The following is a 19,671-nucleotide window of genomic DNA, read 5'->3' as shown; positions in this document are numbered from 1 at the left end:
GAGGGAAGACATGATGTCGAGAGCGAAGATCGTGCGCGGCGGCGCGCATGCATTGCCTTGCACGCTGCTGGCCTGCGCGCTGGGGACGGTCCTTGCGGGCTGCGGCGGCGGCGGGTCTGGCGGGGGTCTGGTGATGCCGACGCCGCCACCACCGCTCGCGCCGCCACCCACGTCGCCACCGCCGACGGTCGTCCAACCGCCCAATCCCGCCTACAGCCGCCATCTGGTCGATACCAATGCCATCGCGGCCCAGGAAGCCGGGTTCACCGGCCGCGGCGTCCGCATCGGGTTCCTCGACAGCGGCGTCAACCGCAACCATCCCGCGCTGCGCGGCCGTGTGGTGGCCAATCTGACCTATGTCGGATCCGGCAACGATCTGTCGGTGGACGATGCGGACGGGCACGGCACCGCGATCGCCCAGACGGCGGCCGGCCAGCCGTTCGGCACCTGGCCGGGCGGCGTGGCCCAGAACGCGGAGATCGTGTCGGCGCGCATCATCAACGACAAGCCGCCGGTCGATGACGGCACCGGAAACGGCAATCCCGTGACCGGGCGGATCGGCGTGGAAGCGATCCATGCCGACCTGATCCGTCGCGACGTGCGGGTCATGAACAACTCCTGGGGCGGCCTGTATCTGACCGGCGATGCCGCCGCGGGCGCGATCGCCGGCGAGTACCGGCCGTTCGTGATCAACCACGGCGGACTGGTGGTGTTCGCGTCCGGCAACTCGAGTCGTCCGGATCCTTCCGACCTCGCCGCATTGCCGAGCCAGCGCGGCCCCGGCGGCAGTCTGCCCGCCGCCGATCTGGAACGCGGCTGGCTGACCGTCTCGGCGCTGGCGGAGAACAGCACGACGACGCTCGCGAGCTACTCGAACGCGTGCGGCATCGCGATGCGCTACTGCCTGGCCGCGCCGGGCACGGTCATCGTCACCGGTACCAACGATGCACCGAACGCGCCGACCTACTTCCGCTACAGCGGCACCTCGCTGGCTGCGCCGCTGGTCTCGGGCGCGGCGGCGCTGGTCTGGGAAGCGTTCCCGTATTTCGACAACGATCTCGTGCGGCAGACCCTGCTCGGGACCGCGACCGACATCGGCGCGCCGGGGGTCGATCCGGTGTTCGGCTACGGCGCACTCAATGTCGGCAAGGCCGTCCTTGGGCCGGCGAAGTTCGACTGGGGCGATGTCACCGCCAACATCGGCAGCGGCAGCTCGACATGGGCCAACGACATCCGCGGCGCAGGCGGATTGATCAAGCGCGGCGCCGGTACGCTGCAGGTGACGGGCACGTCCACCTACGGCGGCGCGACACGGGCCGAGGGCGGCACGCTCGCGTTCGCTTCAGCGATTCCCGGGCCGGCGACAGTTGCCTCCGGCGCGGTGCTGCAGTTCGCCGGTGTGCGCGTGGGCGGCAATCTGGTCAACAACGGCACGTTCGCGGTGACCGGCAACACGCCCGCCCGCACGATCGCCGGCAATTTCCAGCAGGGGACCGGCGGCCGCCTGGCATGGCAGATGGGCGCGCCGCTGCAGGTGAGCGGCACCGCCAGTCTGGCCGGTGAGCTGCAGGTCACCGGCGTCATCAGTGGCTATACGACCCAGCGCCGCGAGAATGTCATCGAGGCCGCCGGCGGCATCAGCGGCGTCTTCGGCAGTCTGACCAGCGGCCCCGGTGTGTTTCTCGAAGGCAATCTCCGCTACGACACGAATCTCGCCTGGATCGACGTGATCCGCCTCAACGTGACGGCCGCCGCGGCGTCGTTCTCGGCCATCACCGCGCAGTCCCTGGGCGCCGCGACGCGTGTCGAAGGGGCCTTCGAGCAGATCGATGGACAGACTTCGGTGGCCGACGGTCCCATCGCCGATGGATTCATCCGCTTCGCCGGCGAGCTCCAGCGCATCCAGAGCGAGGCGGCAGCGGTCGCCGCGCTCGAGAGCCTGTCGGGTGCGCAGCATGCGGCAGCGCTGACGGCGACGTTCGACAACGTCGACATGGGGCGTCGTGCGATCGCGTCCCGCGTGGGCGCATTGGCGGCGCGCGATGCGGCGGCCGGCGTGTGGAAGACTGCGCTGGGGCAGGGCGGCAATGGCGGCTTCGCGCGCGACGGCTTCAGCGTCGATGGCTGGAGCATCGGACGCGACCATCTGCTCGGCGAGGGACTCGTCGCCGGCTTCGCGTTCGGTGAATTGCGTGGCGACGGGATCGCCGCAGCCGGCGGGGACCGCAATCGCGACCGGCAGACGCAGGCACAGGCGTATCTGGCGCGCAGCATCGGCAACAGCTACGTCATGGCCCAGCTCGGCAGCGGGCGGTACGACCGCGACGTGCAGCGCCAGTTGTTCGCCGGTGCCGGCCGGCAGGGCGTGTCCGCGCGCTACGCCGGCCGCTACACCCAGGCCGCGGTCGAAGCGGGGCACCAGTGGCGCTTGGGCGCGACGGCGTTCGGCCCCTATGTCGGCGCGGAACAGGTGCGCCTGCGCAGCGACGGATTCGACGAGCGTGGCGGCGACGGGTTCGCGCTGCGCAGTGCAGGCTGGGATGTCGCACGCAGCCAGGCCATCGCCGGCCTGCGCGCACGCTGGGATGCCCCCGGGTTCTCGCTGCACGGCTATGGCGAGTGGCAGCACACACTCTCGTCGCGCGGATTCGATCTGCAGGCAAGCTTCACCGGCATCGACAGCTGGGCGCCGATCGCAGGCTTCGCGCCCGAACGATCGGGCGGACTGCTGGGGGTCGGTTTCGAATCCTGGCTGACACCGCGCGCACGCATGCTGCTGGGCGTCGACCAGCGCTTCGGTCCGCGTGGCAATGACCGGATGGCATCGATGCAGGTCGCGGTCGGCTTCTGAGCGTCACTGCGTCGAAAAAGCGGCCACCCTCGGGTGGCCGTTCTTTCGCGAATGCGGTGATCTGGAATTCCGCAGCACACTTGGCGGTCTGCAGCACCGCGCCCGCCGGGAGAAGTGCTGCGCGAGAAGCGAGGCCGCCTGGTCGATCCCGCACTCAATGCGCCGCGTAATGGATCAACGGGCGCTCGTTGAGCGGCTGGACCTTGCGGTTGTTGTGGCTGTAGCGGGCGTTGAAGCCGGCGATCTGCGCGGGCGACAGCGTCACCGGGGTGTCGAGCACGTACCACTCGACGTTCTCGGTCAGCGGCGGCGTGGTGAGTGAGCCCAGATAGTGGTGATAGCTCTTGTCGCGCGGCAGCATGATGGCGATGTCCTCACGTTCGATCTCGCCTTCGCGTGCATCGCCCAGTGCGTCCAGCACTTCGCCGGCAAGGGTGTTGGCATCGCCTTCGCGATACATCACGCCGACCACGGCGAGGCGGCCGTCCTTCGCCTTGAACACGAAATGGCCTTCGAGCGGAAACGATTCGCCGTCGATCGTATGTTCGCTGGCGGCGTGGAAATGGAACTGCATCAGTTCGAAATGACGTCCGCGGATCAGCGCGTCCGGACCGTGCGCTTCCACTTCGACCGAATGCCCGTTGTCGACGACCCGCAGTGCGGCTTCGGTGTCACGCAGTTCGATCGCCTGCGCTTCCTCCATGTCGCCTTCGCTCGCCGCGGTCCGCTGGATATCGATCGGGGACTGGCCCAGGGACGCGGGGTACTGCCACGTCTCCTGTCGCTCGTAGTCGTACTGCTGGGCGAACGCGAGCGTCGGCGCGAGCAATGCGGCCATGGCGACGACAAGTACGCGGGAACGGGACGAACGCAGCATGGAACTCTCCGGATGGGTGACGTCGTGCGACGTCGACGCGCCAGCCTACCGCTGCAGTCCCCGTGCGGCGGATGCCTCGCGCGAAACCGCCAGATCCGGCAAGCAACGCGAGCGCTGCAACGCACAACGCCACCCGGAGGTGGCGTTTTCGTGACAGCGTCGGGCGGGTGGATCAGCCGCCGCGCACACGGCCCTGGAAGCGGGGCTGGGCCCGGCCCAGCGGCAGCTTGAGCTTGCCCATGGTCTCGATGCGCTCCTCGGCGAGGCGGTCGGCGGCCATGTAGGTCGGCACGCCGTCGCGGTCGGAGATCTCGAAGATGCGCGTGAGGTTGTGGTAGATCGTGCGCATCATGCGCATCGCGCGCTCGCGGTTGTAGCCGTCGATTTCCAGCGAGATGTTCATCACGCCGCCCGCGTTGACCGCGTAGTCCGGCGCGTAGAGGATGCCGCGCTTCTCCACTTCGTCGCCGATCGCGTTGTTGGCCAGCTGGTTGTTCGCCGCGCCGCAGATGATCTTGGCTTTCAGGCGCGGCAGCGTCTTTTCGTTGACCGTGCCGCCGAGCGCGCACGGCGAATAGACGTCGGCGTTGACGTCGTAAATCTCGTCCAGCCCCACGGCCTCGGCGCCGTACTCGTCCACCGCGCGTGCCACGCGGTCCTTGTTGATGTCGGTGACGAACACCTTGGCGCCGCGCTCGGCCAGCAGCTTCACGAACTCGATGCCGACGTGGCCCAGGCCCTGCACGGCGTAGCTGTAGTTGCCCACGTCCTCGTTGCCGAACTTGCGGTTCAGCGCGGCCAGCAGGCCCTGCATGGTGCCGTAGGCGGTGAACGGCGACGGATCGCCCGAGCCGCCGTGCACCTGGTGCACGCCGGTGACGAACTGCGTCTCGCGGTAGACCAGTTCCATGTCGTTGACGTCGATGCCGACGTCCTCGGCGGTGATGTAGCGGCCGCCCAGCGATTCGACGCACTGGCCGAACGCGCGGAACAGGCCTTCCGACTTGTCGGCCGCCGGGTCACCGATGATCACGGCCTTGCCGCCGCCGAGATTCAGGCCGGCGACCGCGTTCTTGTAGGTCATGCCGCGCGACAGGCGCAGCACGTCGTTGAGCGCATCCTGCTCGGAGTCGTACGGCCACATGCGGGTGCCGCCCAGCGCCGGACCCAGCACGGTGTTGTGGATCGCGATGATCGCCTTCAGACCCACGTCCTTGTTGTGGCAGAACACGACCTGCTCGTGGCCGTAGGTGTCGAGGTGCTCGAAAATCATTCAAAACTCCGTCACGGGCGATAAGCCCGACGTCTGGTGGCAGAAGGCGGCGTGGGGGCTGTGCGGGTCGGTCGAGGCGACCGGAGGGGTCCGGCAGGGCCGCTGGGTAGGGTGACCGCGGCATTTTACGCCCCTGTCCGGGGAATTGGTTGAAGATGCAACTGCCGGGTCGAAAGGGCTTCAGGATCAGGTGGTTGGGGGATTTCGGAACTGCGCGGCCTGCCAGGTATCCGGGCGCTGGCCCACTTCAGCCGCTCCGCGGTTCGCCCGGGAACGGCCTCCCGGCGATGCCGGGCGCCCCCGAGCGACACGGCCCATTGCGGTCGTCTGGTTCGAGCGCTGCACCGTCGCACCGTGCGCTTCCACCCAATGCGTCGGCCCGGTGCCGCGCCGGTTGTTCGATCGATGCGCACGGCGGCAGTGCAAGCAGGCCGCTTCAACCCTCGAGAGCAGGAACGCCTCAGCTCAAAGCTGCGATTCCACCGGCAGCCAGCGCACCACGTTCGCGCCCACGCGCTGCAGGCGCGTGCTGTCGGGTTCCACCTTCAGCGGCGCCGGCGGATCCCGGGCGCGGTCGAGCCAGCGGGTGTCGCCTTCGCCATTGAGATAGACCCAGTAGCTCATGCCCGGGCCGGTCAGGTGCCGGTACTCCTCGAACAGCGCCGCGCCCAGCGCGGGGTCGTTGAACAGCACGCCCATTTCGGTGTTGAGGTTGGCCGAGCGCGGATCGAGGTTGAACGAGCCCACGAACCCGCGCTGGCCGTCGACCAGGATCGCCTTGGTGTGCAGGCTGGCGCCGCTGCTGCCGAACAGGCTGCTGGCCGCCTTGGTCTCCGCGCGGCTGCGGGCTTCGAACAGGTGGACGCCGCCTTCGAGGAGCGTCGTGCGATACCGCACGTAGCCGCCGTGTACCGCGACCACGTCGTTGGCCGCCAGCGAATTCGTCACCACCGCCACGTGCACGCCGCGGCCCGCCAGATGGACCAGCCCGCTGGTGCCCTGCTCGCCGGGGACGAAGTAGGGCGAGATCAGCAGCGCGGAGCGGTCGGCCGCCACGATGTCGCCGACCAGACGTTCCACCAGCCAGTCCTCGCGATTGTCGCCGCGCCACTTGATCGGCGGGTCGGAGAGGATCTGGATGTGCTCGCTCCAGATCGGCGTCAGCGCCTGCGAGAAGTAGCCGCGTACGCTGGGCGACAGCTCCATCGCATCCAGATACCGGCCCGCTTCCTCGCTGCCCGCTTCCTCCTGGATCTGCGCCAGCACCGCGCGGATCGTGGACCGGGGCTTGCGGTTCAGCGCCTCGATCGGAATCGCCGCCTCGCTGTTCCAGAAGTCGTCGAAGATTGCGCTGGCATCGGCCACCGCCGGTCCGAACAGCACCATGTCCAGATCGTGGAAGTTGAACTCCTCGGCCGCGCTGAAGTACTCCACGCCCACGTTGCGCCCGCCGACCACCGCCACGCGGCCATCGGCGATCCACGCCTTGTTGTGCATGCGGTGGTTCACGCCCCACGCGCGCTGCACCATTTCCAGCACACGCATCACGCCGGTGCGGTTGCGGAACGGGTTGTAGACGCGCAGCTCGATGTTCTCGTGCGAGTCCATCGCCAGCAGCGTGGCGTCCATCTTCCCGATGCCCATGTCGTCGAGCAGGATGCGCACGCGCACGCCGCGCTCGGCGGCCTTCCAGGCTTCGTTGGCGAGCATCCGGCCGGTCAGGTCGTCGTGCCAGATGTAGTACTGAAGATCGAGGCTGCGCCCGGCCTGGCGCGCGGAGATCGCACGCGCGGCGTAGGCGTCCACGCCATCGGGCAGCATGATCGCGCCGGTCTTGCCCGGGTGGCGCGCCAGCAGCGGCACCAGTTCGCGGTCCAGCGACGTGGCGGTATCGGACAGCGGCAGCGTCTGGCTGGGCCGGCCGCTGGCCGGCGGCAGCAGGTGGTCGGCCACGAAGATGCTGCTCACCGCCATCACCAGCAGCGTGAACAGGCCCCAGCCGATCAGTCTCTTGACGCGTGTCTTCATGGGCGCAGGCCGGTGGTCATCCGCACAAGCATCGCAGATGCGCGGCGCGCGCGCCTTCGCACTTAGGGTCGCGGCGCCTGCGACCGCCGGCGCGCAGGCTCGCCGCCAGCGCGACGGTCATGGATCCGTTGCACACTGCGGCGGGGGGATCCGTCGCTGTCCGTCCGGCAGGCCCGGGCGCGTTCGATAGGCGGACCACGGAGGCTTCATGGCGACCAGGAAGACCACGCGCAGCACCGCGCGCACGGCAGCGGACCGGCGACTGCTGGACGCGCGCCCCGACACCGCGGATTTCCGCGACCGCATGTTCGAACCCACGCTGGTCGACGTGCCCAGCGAGATGCCGCTGGCGCACTTCGTCGCGCTGCGCGTGCCGGTGCTCGACCAGGGCGAGGAGGGGGCGTGCACCGCCTACGGCCTGGCGACGGTGGCGCACACGCTGCTGCGCCGACGGCGACCCGACCCAGTCACGCAGCGCATCAGCACCCGCATGTTCTACGACATGGCCCGCCGCTACGACGAGTGGGAAGGCGAGGACTACGACGGGTCCAGCTGCCGCGGCGCGATGAAGGGCTGGCACCGCCACGGCGTGTGCGCCGAGGACTGCTGGCCCGACACCACAGGTCCGCTGGACGAGGTCTATACCGAGGAACGCGCCCGCGCCGCGCAGGCACATCCGCTCGGCGCCTATTACCGCGTCAACCACAAGGATCTGGTGGCGATGCACGCCGCGTTCGCGGAAGTCGGCGTGCTCTATGCATCCGCCGCCGTCCATGCCGGCTGGATGGCGCCGCCGAAGTCGGGCGTCATCGATTGGCGCGAACAGCCGGTCGCCGGCTATCACGCCTTCGCCATCGTCGGCTACGACCAGGGCGGGTTCTGGATCCAGAATTCCTGGGGCACGCGCTGGGGCAAGCGCGGCTTCGGCTGGATCAGTTACGACGAGTGGCTGCAGCGCGGCACCGACGTCTGGGTGGCGCGGCTCGCCGTGCCGGTGCACCTGCAGCGCGTGCAGGCCGTGGCCGCCAGCAACTCGGCACTGGCGCGGCAGTCGAACGGCTACTCGCAGGCCGACCTGCGCCCGCATATCGTCAGTCTCGGCAACGACGGGCGCCTGCGCACCGGCGGCCGCTTCGGCACCAGCCAGGAGGCGGTGCGCAACCTCGTGCGCCAGGACCTGCCGCGCATCACGCAGGACTGGCCGACGAAGCGCGTGATGCTCTATGCCCATGGCGGCCTCGTGCCGGAACAGGCCGCGATCCAGCGCGTCGCCGATCTGCGCGAACTGATGCTGCCGCAGCAGATCTATCCGCTGTGCTTCATCTGGAAGACCGACTTCTGGAGCACGCTCGGCAACATCCTGCGCGACGCCGTGCGCCCGCGCAGCGAGGGCCTGATGGACAAGGCCAAGAGCGTGCTGCTCGACCGCATCGACGACACCATCGAGCCGCTGGCACGCGCGCTCGGCGGCAAGGCGATGTGGAGCGAGATGAAGGAGAACGCGTTGCTCGCGACGACCGCCGTCATCCGCAACGGCGACCGGCTCACCGAAGCCGGCGGCGCCGCGCAGGTCGCACGCCTGCTCGGCGAATGGAGGCAGGCCGATCCCACCGTCGAACTGCATCTCGTCGGCCACAGCGCCGGTTCGATCCTGCTCGCGCCGCTGGCGCAACTGCTGACCACCGACGGCCCCGTCACCGCGGGCCCGGCTGCCGGCATGCAGGGCATCGGCCAGCGCATCGCCAGCCTCAACCTGTGGGCGCCGGCGATGACCCTGGCGCTGTTCGAGCAGAGCTTCGCGCCCGCGCTGGCCAGTGGTGCCATCGCCCGCGCCGGGCTGTTCACGCTGAGCGATCGCGCCGAGCAGGATGACCACGTCGCCCGCGTCTACAACAAGTCGCTGCTCTACCTCGTTGCCCACGCATTCGAGGCACGCGCCCGCAGCTGGGTGCGCCCCGAAGACCGCCACGGCACGCCGCTGTTGGGCATGGCGCGTTTCATCGAATCCAACGGCGCCCTCCGCGATCTGCTGGCGGCCGGCACGCTCGACTGGATCCAGGCGCCGGTACAGGGCGACCCCGCCCGCGACACCGATGGCAGCGCGGCGACGAGCCACGGCGGGTTCGACGATGACGCCGCCACCCTGCAGGCCACGCTGTGCCGCATCCTCGGCCAGCGCAGCACCCAGGCGCCGGTGCGCATCCACCGCTCGGAATCCGGACTGGCCGATTGCCGCGCCCGCCTGCACGAGGCGCTGGACCCGTCCGGGCAGCGTTGAGCACGCCTGGCGGGGTCGCCTTGCGCGCGACCTCGCCGGGTCCGAGCCCGAGACGGGGCAACCGCGCGCTGTCCGCCCATGCGGGCCAGCGGTGCCGCGCCGGACGCTGCGATCAGCGCGACGCCAGCGATGCCTGCAGCGCAGTCGCCAGCGCGGCATCGCCGCTGGCCAGATCGGTCCAGCGCAGCGCCAGCCCCTTGCGCTTGCCCTTGGGCACCAGCTTGAGGCCGTCGGGATCGAGGGTCAGCGAGTAGAGGTCCTCGCCGATGCGCACTTCGCGCTTGAGCGGCTTGTCGAGTGGAGTCATGGGCGGCGGTCCGGCGGGCAGGCCTGCAGGCTGCGCCACACGTTGTGGAGACCAGGCAAGGGCCACCGCCGCGACCAGTCCCGCGATGCGCGCACCGGGTGCGACACCGCCCGTGTTTGTCGCACCGCAGCATATTTTCAGGCGAAACAGCTCTGCGCCTCGCCGCTACAATCGACGCATCTTTTTCCCCCGCAGGAGCGCGCCATGAGCACGCCGGCCAGCCAGATCGATTCCACCGCCACCGACCGTCAGCCAGAGTCCTCGCCGCTGCGCTTCGTCACCGCCGCCAGCCTGTTCGACGGGCACGACGCGGCCATCAACATCATGCGGCGGCTCATCCAGTCGCAGGGCGCGGAGGTCATCCACCTCGGCCACAACCGCAGCGTCGAGGACGTCGTGCGCGCCGCGCTGCAGGAAGACGCCGACGGCATCGCGCTGTCGAGCTACCAGGGCGGGCACGTCGAGTACTTCAAGTACATGGTCGACATGCTCAAGGAACGCGGCGCCGGCCATATCCGCGTGTTCGGCGGCGGTGGCGGCACGATCACGCCCGAGGAGATCCGCGAGCTGCAGGGCTACGGCGTCGAGCGCATCTATCACCCGAACGACGGCATGAAGATGGGCCTCGTCGAAATGATCGAGGACGTCGTCCACCGCGCCGCATCCGCGCGCGATGCCGCCGTCCGTGACGACTCCGGTCACGCGCCCGACATCGACGACGAAATCGGCCTGGGCCGCGTGCTGTCCGCGCTCGAAGACGGCAGCATCAGCGAGGCCGAACTCGGCACGCTGCGCAAGACCTGGCAGCTGGCCGGCGGCAAGACGCCCGTCATCGGCATCACCGGCACCGGCGGCGCGGGCAAGTCCTCGGTCACCGACGAACTGCTTAACCGCTTCCTCGCCAGCTTCCCGCAGATGCGCATCGCGGTGATCTCGGTCGATCCCACGCGTCGCCGCAGCGGCGGCGCGCTCCTCGGCGATCGCATCCGCATGAATTCGCTGCGCAGCCACCGCGTCTACATGCGCTCGATGGCCACACGCCGTCAGAACGTCGCCACCAATGCGGTGCTCAAGGACTGCATCGGCTTTCTCAAGAGCCTCGCCTACGACCTCGTCATCGTGGAGACCGCCGGTATCGGCCAGTCGGATTCGGAGATCGTCGATCTGGTCGATTTCCCGATGTACGTCATGACCAGCGATTACGGCGCGGCCAGCCAGCTCGAGAAGATCGACATGATCGATTACGCCGAGCTGATCGTGCTCAACAAGTACGACAAGCGCGGCGCCGAGGACGCGCTGCGCGACATCCGCAAGCAGTGGAAGCGCAACCGCGTCGCCTTCCAGACCGCCGATGCCGACGTGCCGGTGTATCCCACCATCGCCAGCCAGTTCAACGATCCCGGCGTGACCTGGATGTTCGACAACCTGTGCCGCCTGCTGCGCGAGAAGACCGGCGCCGGGAAGAAGAAAGGGGGTCAGAGTCACTTTTCCCCCGATCAGTCCGCACCGGGCGAGGGCGCAGCGGGGAAAAGTGACTCTGACCCCCTTTCTTTCTCTTCCCCCCACTGCGACTTCCGCCCCCACCTCGACACCTCGCTCAAGGAACCGCGCGCCACCGTGCTGATCCCAGGCGCGCGCGTGCGCTATCTGGCCGAGATCGCCGAATCCGGCCGCCGCATCAACAGCGACATCGAGCGCCAGGCCGAAGCCGCCGACCGCGCCCAGGCCATGTGGCAGGCGCTGCAGGAACTGGGCGACGACAAGCTGCCGAAGGCGTTGGACCTGTACCACTCCGATGCGTTGCTCACCTCTCCCCCCGCGGGAGAGGTCGGCGCGCAACGCGCGCCGGGAGAGGGGGCGGGGATGGCCACCGTCGTCGATAGCCCGTCTCCGGCCGTGCCCGCCGAACCCGAGCAGGCCGGCGTCGTCGCGTCCAGCGCGGTCGACCGCTCCCTCCTCACCCTGCGCCAGCGCTACAACGACGCCATCCAGGCCCTCAGCAGCGAATCGCTGAAACTCCTGCGCGACTGGCCGCAGCGCCTGAAGTCGATCACCGACGAGTTCACCGAGTACCAGGTGCGCGACAAGTCGATCAAGGTCGACAACTACCGCGATTCGCTGAGCCACCAGAAGATTCCCAAGATCGCCGCGCCCACCTACAAGAGCTGGGGCGAGCTGCTGACCTTCCTGGGCAAGGAAAACCTGCCGGGCAGCTATCCCTACACCGGCGGCGTATACCCGTACCGCCGCACCGGCGAAGACCCGATCCGCATGTTCGCGGGCGAGGGCACGCCCGAGCGCACCAACCGCCGCTTCCATTACCTGTCCGTCGGCCAGCCGGCCGCGCGCCTGTCCACCGCCTTCGACAGCGTCACCCTGTACGGCGAAGACCCGGCGCCGCGCCCGGACATCTACGGCAAGATCGGCAACTCGGGCGTCAACATCCCCACGCTCGACGACATGAAGAAGCTCTATTCCGGCTTCGACCTGTGCGCGCCCACCACGTCGGTGTCGATGACGATCAACGGCCCCGCGCCGATGATCCTGGCGATGTTCATGAACTGCGCCATCGACCAGCAGATCGAGAAGTACCTCAAAGCCGACGACGCCCGCTGGAAGGATGCCGAAGCCAAACTCGCCAAGCTCTTCGAGGGCCGCGAGCGCCCGCGTTACCACGGCGAACTGCCGCCCACCAATGACGGCCTCGGCCTGAGCCTGCTGGGCGTGTCCGGCGACCAGATGGTGGACGCCGACACCTACGCCGACATCAAGGCCCGCACGCTCGCCACCGTGCGCGGCACCGTGCAGGCCGACATCCTCAAAGAGGACCAGGCCCAGAACACCTGCATCTTCAGCACCGAGTTCGCGCTGCGGATGATGGGCGACATCCAGCAGTACTTCGTCGACCGCAAGGTCCGCAATTTCTACTCGGTCAGCATCTCCGGCTATCACATCGCCGAAGCCGGCGCGAACCCGATCAGCCAGCTCGCTTTCACCCTGAGCAACGGCTTCACCATCGTCGAGTACTACCTCGCGCGCGGGATGCGTGTGGACGACTTCGCGCCCAACCTGTCGTTCTTCTTCTCCAACGGCATGGACCCCGAGTACACCGTCATCGGCCGCGTCGCCCGCCGCATCTGGGCAAGAGCGATGCGTGAGCGCTACGGCGCCAACGAACGCAGCCAGATGATGAAGTACCACATCCAGACCAGCGGCCGGTCCCTGCACGCGCAGGAGATCCAGTTCAACGACATCCGCACCACGCTGCAGGCGCTCTACGCCCTGTTCGACAACTGCAATAGCCTGCACACCAACGCCTACGACGAAGCCATCACCACGCCCACGGAAGAAAGCGTGCGCCGCGCCGTCGCCATCCAGATGATCATCAACAAGGAAATGGGGCTCAACTTCATCGAGAATCCCTGGCAGGGCAGCTTTGCCGTCGACTACCTCACCGACATCGTGGAGGAGGCCGTCTACAAGGAGTTCGAAGCCATCAGCGAGCGCGGCGGCGTGCTGGGCGCCATGGACACCATGTACCAGCGCGGCAAGATCCAGGAGGAGTCCATGTACTACGAGCACAAGAAGCACGACGGCTCGTTGCCCCTGGTGGGCGTGAACATGTTCCTGCCCAAGGAACACGCCGGCGAGATCGCCACCGAGATCGAACTGATTCGCAGCACCGAAGAAGAGAAGGGCCAGCAGATCGAGAACGTCCGCAACTGGCAGCAAGGCCGCAATGCCCTCGCGCCGAAGGGCGAGACCTCACACGCCCATCAGGCCGACGCCGACGAGCAGGCGCCGATGGTCCACGACGGGCATGGTCTCGCGTATCTTCAGAACGCGGCGCGGGAACGGCGCAATGTGTTCGAAGCGCTGATGGAAGCGGTGAAGACGCATAGCCTGGGACAGATCAGCCATGCGTTGTATGACGTGGGTGGGGAATATCGAAGGAATATGTGATGAATGTTTGGCACGCCGTAATGCCTAGTGCCTACTTACGCGTGAAAACGCATCGATCAGGACAGATGGCGCGCGAAGTTCTACTGAGCGACGGCTCCGAAAAGGAATTGAACTAGGGGGGTTTCATGAGCTTGTCAAGCATTTTTACAAAAGGTGGCGCAAAAATCCCCAAGCTTTTCTTGGGCTGCGCGGAGGCAGAAGGAGAGGCCGATAATCGACGGATGCCGATATCTGAAGTCTACGAAGATTATCAGAGAATAGCCGAACAGCTTGATCACGAAAAGTTCATTCTTATAGGCAGGAAGGGGTCCGGCAAAAGCGCGTTTGGAACTTTTGTGTGCGAGCATTCGAAAAGTCACCCAACCATTTTTGCAAAGTTCGTAAGGCGGCATGACTACGATATTGAGCTAATAACTCGCGGCGCGGCGGAGGCTGGGGTCGAATTCAATGCTTCCGTCTTTGTAAAATGGCTGGCACTGACGCAGGTAATAAAACTATTTCTGGATAATGAGGCGGCTAGATCGAGCAATAAGTTTAACTTGCTTGAGCAGTTTCTCCGAAAGAATTCTGGGTATATAGATATAAATCGCGCTAATGTTGTTAGCGAGATTAAAAAGCACCAATTCACAGTGTCGACGGACATTTTTAAAAGATTTCTAAAAAATCACTACGGGAAAAATTTAGAGATTAAAGAGGAGCGCGCGCACTATTCGCGACTTCTTCCGCACTTGGAGGAGGTGGTCCGCGACGTGCTAAATAGCAGATATGTGCGCGAAAATCAAAACTCATTCTACCTATTTTTTGACGATCTCGATCTCGGTTATGTGGGTGACGACGCATCAAAGCTAACGGTGGTCGAGCTGCTTAGAACTTTAAAATCTCTTAATCTTGATACGTTTGCAGGGACGGGCGCAAAAGCCGTTATGCTGCTTCGAGATGATATTGCTCTGCAGTTAAAAGATTTTGCCGATACCGCAAAAATTATCGATACGTATAGTTATCGAATTTCTTGGATTCGAGAGCGCGAGCTGAAGGACTCCGGGGAAAGCGAAATTTTCTTGAAGCAAATGATCAATCGAAGGATATCTTTCGCGTTTAAGTATGCAGGGATTCCATGTCAAGTGGATGATCCATGGAAGTCACTGGTGTCCTATGTTCCGGAAAATAGGTCCAAAAGTACTTTCCGAGAAATCCTTGAACATACTCTATTCAGGCCTCGGGATTTGATTGTTTTCTTTTCTCCGCTTAACGATTTCGAATATACAATACCACTCGGCTACCAGGACGTTAGGCGGCTTAAGGAGCAGTATCAAGCTGCATTATACTTGGAAGTATGTAATGAGATGTCTGCGACCTACTCCTCTTTAGAGGTAGATCATATATTCGATGTTCTTTCAGGCGTTAGGCAATACATCTCATACGTTGACCTGCGTAATAGTCTGCGCAAAGTTTTGCCTACGCTAGATGTAGACGCTCTTATAGAATTCCTTTACTCAAGATCCCTGTTGGGAAATGTGGACAAGGGCGGGCGCTATTGGTTCTCTTGCAGGTCAGTTCCCGGGGCCGAAGGGTATGAGATTGATAAGAATCTGCCGTTGCTCGTGCAGACTGCAGTCCGTAATCACTTGCGCGCTCGACGCGGAGCTCACGGGCTCGCTAGGCCAAAGAATAGAGATAAGGGGAGATAGAGGAATAACGGCTAACGGGGTCAGGTTCTAAGGTTTCCCCACGTTTTCATGGCGCCAGCGCCATCTGATCGAGGACGGCTGGCGGCAGAGATCAAAGGGGACGGAGGGAATTAACCCCCCCCCTAGATAGTCTCCATCCCATTCTGGTCCTTTTGGTCCATGAGAAAGATGGAGGCGAAACCTCAGGGTCAGGTTCACTTAGTCGCGCGGTCGCGAGTCAGCCTCGTTTGCCGGGCTTGCAGGGATGTTGAACCTGACGCGGTCGCGAGCTTGTAAGTGGACCCCGTTACCCGTTACGTCCCCGGTAGGCAGGCGGCAGCCGATGCCCGATACTCGCTCTGCGCCAGATCCAGGCGCCAGCACGCGGTGCCCGGTTTCATGATGACAGTGGAAATGATGCAGACGTTCTTCTCCGACACGCGGCAGAAGAACATCGAGGCGGGCAAGGACTGGAGCATCGACGAGGTCTGCCGCTGGTCGTTCTTCTTCGTCGACGAGGATGGCGATGCGCTGCTTCCGGTGGCGCAGCACATGGAGTCGCTGGGCTATACGGTGGTCGGCGTCACCGAGCCGGTCGACGAAGAGGATCCGTTCTTCTACCTGCAGGTGGACAAGCTGGAGCAGCACACCCCGGAATCGCTGCAGGCACGGGTTGAAGCGCTTTACGCCATCGCCGAGCAGTTCGAGATCGCCGACTACGATGGCATGAACGTGGTCGCTGCCTGAGGGTGCCGGCTGTGCGCGTTTGTGTCCGTGTTCACCTGGTCCGATATCAGAGAAGTGAACTTGGCACCGTTTTTCGCTCCACCTACTGCGAAGAAGTGCTGGATCAACATCTGTTCGCCCGCCTCGACGACGTCCGCGAAGCCACCCACTGGCGGATGATCGACTACAACGAAGCACGACCCCGCGACTCACTCGGCGGGCCGACGCCCGTCGAGTACCGCCGCCAACACGCCCGAAGTTCTACTTTTGATGTGTCTGCTTGACGGTGGAGCTTACGGGTTCAGGGTTTGTCTAGTCTGCCCTGTTCCAGAGAGAAAATGAGACACCATCATGTGGAAGTAAGGTGGCCGCATGGGTCTTCATCTTATCCACGAGGCGGGAAGCGAGCTCGCAAGCTGGTAACCCTTGGCCTTGCAGTGCTGCGAATTCATCTATTCTGTATAAGAGGTCTGATTCATCCGGGCTCTTACCCAGATTGATCTTTGCCAATCGAGAAGATAACGGTGCCAGGTTCACTTATCCCGCTTTGAAGGGCGATGCGCAGGACGCGTGCCTGCGAAGCGGCGGGTCTTGGCTTCGACCATTGCGCGGAAATCGTCCCGTCCCCAGGCGCGCTGTTGTTGGAGGTAGGCCCGGATCTCGACAAGCTGCTCATCGGTGAGTGCTTCATCCAACAGGTCGCGCCAAATCTTCGATCGGCTGACCGGATTGGCATCGAGCGCGAGCCAGGCGGGGTGGGGCGTCAGCATCGAGCCAATGCGCTGTCCCAGATGGGCGGCGCAGCTCGACCAGCGATAGGCGAGGGGATCGTCAGTGATGCGAGCGCGCACCGGGTTGAGTTCGATGTAACGCTGGCAGGCGAGGAGGTAGCGCTCGTCGCCGATCAGACAGGCTTTGTACCGGCCTTCCCACAACGTGTCGGTGCGGCGATGCCGCGCGTTGAACAGGCCGACGTACTGCCGTCCGAACTTCTGCATCATCCGGCTCAGGTCGCCGGGGCCACCGGGCGTCGCCAGCAGGTGGACGTGGTTGTCCATCAGCGCATAGGCGTGCAACCGCACGCCCGTCGCCGTCAGCGCTTCCCGCAACAGGTGGAGATAGTCCAGCCGGTCGCGGTCATCGAGAAAGCACGGCAGGCGGTTGTTGCCGCGCTGCACGATGTGCTGCGGAACGCCCGGCAGATCGAATCGCGGTGTGCGGCCCATGCTGACAGCATCGCTCGGCAATGAGAACGCATGTGGTCAGCCTTTGACGCGCGCAGGCCCTCTTCGAAGCCCGCCGCGATCTCGGGAAAGTGAACCTGGCACCGTTCTGCCGTTGTTTCCACGCTGCACGATGTGCTGCGGAACGCCCGGCAGATCGAATCGCGGTGTGCGGCCCATGCCGACAGCATCGCTCGGCAATGAGAACGCATGTGGTCAGCTTTTGACGCGCCTAGGCCCCCGTCGAAGCCCGCCGCGATCTCGGGAAAGTGAACCTGGCACCGTTCTGCCTCCGGCTGAAACTGCAGCCCGCTGGCGGATCGAACGATCGCCGCGTCGGCGAAGCGGGCCTGACCTCATCAGAAGGCTGTCCGAAATTCGCATCACAACCCGTTATTCCCGGCATCTAGGGCACGCCCTAGGTCGGCCATCCGGTGAATTTCACATCTCGTTTATGTACTCCAATTTCGCCTGAAGGCGCACGAAATCCGCGGCAAAAACGCCGCTATATTCCGGACTCCCCCGAAGCAGGAGAACTGAAATGTCGCTCATCCAACAGCATAAGAAGACGGCACAAATGGTCGGCGTGGCGCTGGTCGCGGCCGTGGGACTTGGTGGCTGTGCCACCTACAAGGACGACTTCGCCCGCATCGACACGCGCCTCGACACCCTCGACTCGCGGGTGCAGGGCGCGGCCCAGAGCGCGGAATCCGCCAACCAGTCCGCGACGCAGGCCAACCAGCGCCTGGATCAGATGGAACGTCGCGTCCAGCAGCTGGAAACGGCGCCGCGCCGCACGCCGCGCGGTTGATCTGATCGGACCGGGACCCGTGGGCCTTCGGGCCACGGGTCCCGGTGTATTGCCCGTTCTTTCGAGGAGTTGTCCCATCGCCAGGTCCACACACCCTGCCATGCGGGTTTTCCACGGTGCGCTGCTGCTGGCGCTGGCCAGTGCGAGCGTTGGCGTCGCTGCAGCCCAGGAGGACGCCGCCAAAACCGTGATCGCCTCGGACCAGCTGCCGTCCGGCCAGGACGTGTCCGACGCGGTGATCGAGCTTGCCGGCTGGGTCATCGCCGCCAATGACAACCAGGGCTATCCGTTTGCGGTGATCGACAAGGCCGCCGCGCAGGTGCTGGTGTTCGGCGGCGACGGCAAGCTGCGGGGCGCTGCCCCCGGGCTGTTCGGGTCGGCGGTCGGCGACCATGCAGCGCCCGGTATCGCCGGTCTTGCGCTGCGCGAGATTCCGGGCCGGGATCGCACCACGCCGGCCGGTCGTTTCGTCGGCGGATACGGTCCATCGATCGACGCCGGGCGCGTGCTCTGGGTGGACTACGATTCCGCCGTCTCGATGCACCCCACGGCCAGCGGCCTTCCGGCCGAGCGACGCGACGAGCGCCTGGCATCGCCCACGCCCGACGACAATCGCGTGACCCACGGGTGCATCAACGTCGCGCCCACGTTCTACGAGCAGGTCGTCAGCACGACGTTCGAGAAGGGCGGCGTGTTCTATATCCTGCCGGACAAGGATTCGATGGCCGAGACCTTCCCGGAATTCGCGCAGGCCCGAGAGGCGGCGAAGAACGACGACTGATTCGAGCAAGGCCCACGGACGTCGCGTGGGCCCACCTGCAATGGCGGATCAGTACAGGATTTCCTTGATCACGTAGGCAGCGAAGACCAGCGGCAGCACCGGCTCCCCGGGTGCGATGTCCACCGCCAGTTGCGTGCGCAGGGTGAAGCGATGGGGGTGGAACACGGTGGCGACCGGGCGATGCGCCGAACGCAGTGCGTACCGCCGGTTCCACATGCGGCCCTGGGGTTCGCACTCCGCCTGGATCGGCAGCCGCACGCGCACGTCCGGGAACCGTCGCCACGGCATCGGGAGCACGTCCACGCTGGCCAGGATCTCGCCCTGGCGCTCCAGTGTGTAGCGGACCTCGGGATGCCGGCTTCTGCGCAGCAGTTCCACGCAGGCCTGGTAATCGACGCCGTCGAACGCGAACCCAACGTTGCCCGCCGTCGAGCCGGGCGGATGCCACCTAAGCGCGCGTTCTTGTACTGGAACACGGTCGGCGAGCGGATCTCGCCCATCTTGCGACCGTGCCCGTCGACGATGTCGAGGACGAACGCACTCCACATCGATGTCTGGACCAGCGTGTATCGCATCGCCCGAGCTTGCCGCCTGGGCGAGAACCCGGTCAATCCACCGAGGGATCGGCACGGTGCGCGCGATGGACCGGCAGTGGGCCGGCACCATTCGGTCGATGCATCGCCTTTCGTTCGGGGCTGGTGGCCCGCCTGCTTTCCCCATAGAGTCGGGGCGTCGTCGGATTGGGGCCGGCGTGGGGGCACACATGCAAACGCGGCACGCTGCAAGGCAGCAGGCTTCAGCCTGCGTGGATGAGACGACTGCGACGGCCTCGCCGCGCGCCTGGTGTCCGGTTGCACAGGCCTGTGCCTCCGTCAGCCGACACGCG

At 65.5% G+C, this 19,671-nt stretch carries 13 protein-coding genes and 1 pseudogene; 8 read left to right on the top strand and 6 right to left on the bottom strand.

Annotated elements, in window-relative coordinates; translation table 11 throughout:
• Window positions 1-13 precede the first annotated feature (13 nt).
• Window positions 14-2,851: a S8 family serine peptidase gene (locus CURTO8I2_RS14375; protein WP_159681931.1), complete on the top strand. Its 2,838-nt coding sequence runs from the start codon at window positions 14-16 to the stop codon at window positions 2,849-2,851.
• Window positions 2,852-3,005: 154 nt separating this feature from the next.
• Here CURTO8I2_RS14375 and CURTO8I2_RS14370 read toward each other — a convergent pair whose 3' ends face one another.
• From CURTO8I2_RS14370 to CURTO8I2_RS14360, 3 genes are all read right to left on the bottom strand, one after another.
• Window positions 3,006-3,728 (bottom strand): carbonic anhydrase family protein, encoded by a 723-nt coding sequence (locus CURTO8I2_RS14370; RefSeq protein ID WP_159681930.1) that lies wholly within the window; start codon window positions 3,726-3,728, stop codon window positions 3,006-3,008.
• Between the two features lie 172 nt (window positions 3,729-3,900).
• Window positions 3,901-5,001 carry a Glu/Leu/Phe/Val dehydrogenase dimerization domain-containing protein gene (locus CURTO8I2_RS14365; protein ID WP_159681929.1) on the bottom strand — a complete coding sequence of 367 codons (1,101 nt, stop codon included), beginning with the start codon at window positions 4,999-5,001 and terminating at the stop codon, window positions 3,901-3,903.
• A 465-nt stretch (window positions 5,002-5,466) separates the two neighbouring features.
• On the bottom strand, window positions 5,467-7,029 hold the full coding sequence (locus CURTO8I2_RS14360; protein WP_159681928.1) for a phospholipase D family protein: 1,563 nt from the start codon (window positions 7,027-7,029) through the stop codon (window positions 5,467-5,469).
• A 208-nt stretch (window positions 7,030-7,237) separates the two neighbouring features.
• Between CURTO8I2_RS14360 and CURTO8I2_RS14355 the strand changes: the two genes are divergently transcribed.
• Window positions 7,238-9,307: a C1 family peptidase gene (locus CURTO8I2_RS14355; protein WP_159681927.1), complete on the top strand. Its 2,070-nt coding sequence runs from the start codon at window positions 7,238-7,240 to the stop codon at window positions 9,305-9,307.
• A gap of 112 nt (window positions 9,308-9,419) precedes the next feature.
• Here CURTO8I2_RS14355 and CURTO8I2_RS14350 read toward each other — a convergent pair whose 3' ends face one another.
• A complete protein-coding gene (locus CURTO8I2_RS14350) occupies window positions 9,420-9,614 on the bottom strand; it encodes a hypothetical protein (protein ID WP_159681926.1) in 195 nt (64 codons plus the stop codon).
• A gap of 204 nt (window positions 9,615-9,818) precedes the next feature.
• On the opposite strand from CURTO8I2_RS14350, the gene CURTO8I2_RS14345 reads away from it, so the two are divergent.
• The 4 genes and pseudogenes from CURTO8I2_RS14345 to CURTO8I2_RS14330 form a co-directional block, all read left to right on the top strand.
• Entirely contained in the window at window positions 9,819-13,577 is a 3,759-nt protein-coding gene (locus tag CURTO8I2_RS14345) for a methylmalonyl-CoA mutase family protein (protein WP_159681925.1), read from the top strand.
• A 125-nt stretch (window positions 13,578-13,702) separates the two neighbouring features.
• The gene (locus CURTO8I2_RS14340) at window positions 13,703-15,265 is read left to right on the top strand and encodes a hypothetical protein (protein ID WP_159681924.1); all 1,563 of its coding nucleotides are present in this window, start codon (window positions 13,703-13,705) and stop codon (window positions 15,263-15,265) included.
• Between the two features lie 393 nt (window positions 15,266-15,658).
• Window positions 15,659-15,991, top strand: coding sequence for a ribonuclease E inhibitor RraB (locus CURTO8I2_RS14335; protein ID WP_159681923.1), 333 nt, complete (start codon window positions 15,659-15,661; stop codon window positions 15,989-15,991).
• 80 nt (window positions 15,992-16,071) lie between these two features.
• Window positions 16,072-16,254, top strand: a pseudogene (locus tag CURTO8I2_RS14330) (integrase core domain-containing protein); the annotation flags it as partial.
• A gap of 249 nt (window positions 16,255-16,503) precedes the next feature.
• Here the strand turns inward: CURTO8I2_RS14330 and CURTO8I2_RS14325 are convergent.
• A complete protein-coding gene (locus tag CURTO8I2_RS14325; protein ID WP_159681922.1) occupies window positions 16,504-17,196 on the bottom strand; it encodes a transposase in 693 nt (230 codons plus the stop codon).
• Between the two features lie 538 nt (window positions 17,197-17,734).
• Between CURTO8I2_RS14325 and CURTO8I2_RS14320 the strand changes: the two genes are divergently transcribed.
• Window positions 17,735-18,004 (top strand): hypothetical protein, encoded by a 270-nt coding sequence (locus CURTO8I2_RS14320; protein ID WP_159681921.1) that lies wholly within the window; start codon window positions 17,735-17,737, stop codon window positions 18,002-18,004.
• A gap of 127 nt (window positions 18,005-18,131) precedes the next feature.
• Window positions 18,132-18,785 (top strand): hypothetical protein, encoded by a 654-nt coding sequence (locus CURTO8I2_RS14315; protein ID WP_159682136.1) that lies wholly within the window; start codon window positions 18,132-18,134, stop codon window positions 18,783-18,785.
• A gap of 48 nt (window positions 18,786-18,833) precedes the next feature.
• Here the strand turns inward: CURTO8I2_RS14315 and CURTO8I2_RS14310 are convergent, their stop codons facing one another.
• On the bottom strand, window positions 18,834-19,163 hold the full coding sequence (locus CURTO8I2_RS14310) for a hypothetical protein (protein ID WP_159681920.1): 330 nt from the start codon (window positions 19,161-19,163) through the stop codon (window positions 18,834-18,836).
• Between the last annotated feature and the right edge of the window lie 508 nt (window positions 19,164-19,671).

It is taken from the genome of Luteimonas sp. 9C, from assembly GCF_902506295.1.
In the GTDB taxonomy this organism is placed as follows: Bacteria; Pseudomonadota; Gammaproteobacteria; order Xanthomonadales; family Xanthomonadaceae; genus Luteimonas.
Note: the sequence above shows the minus strand (reverse complement) of the source record. Positions and strands in the feature narration are given on the sequence as shown.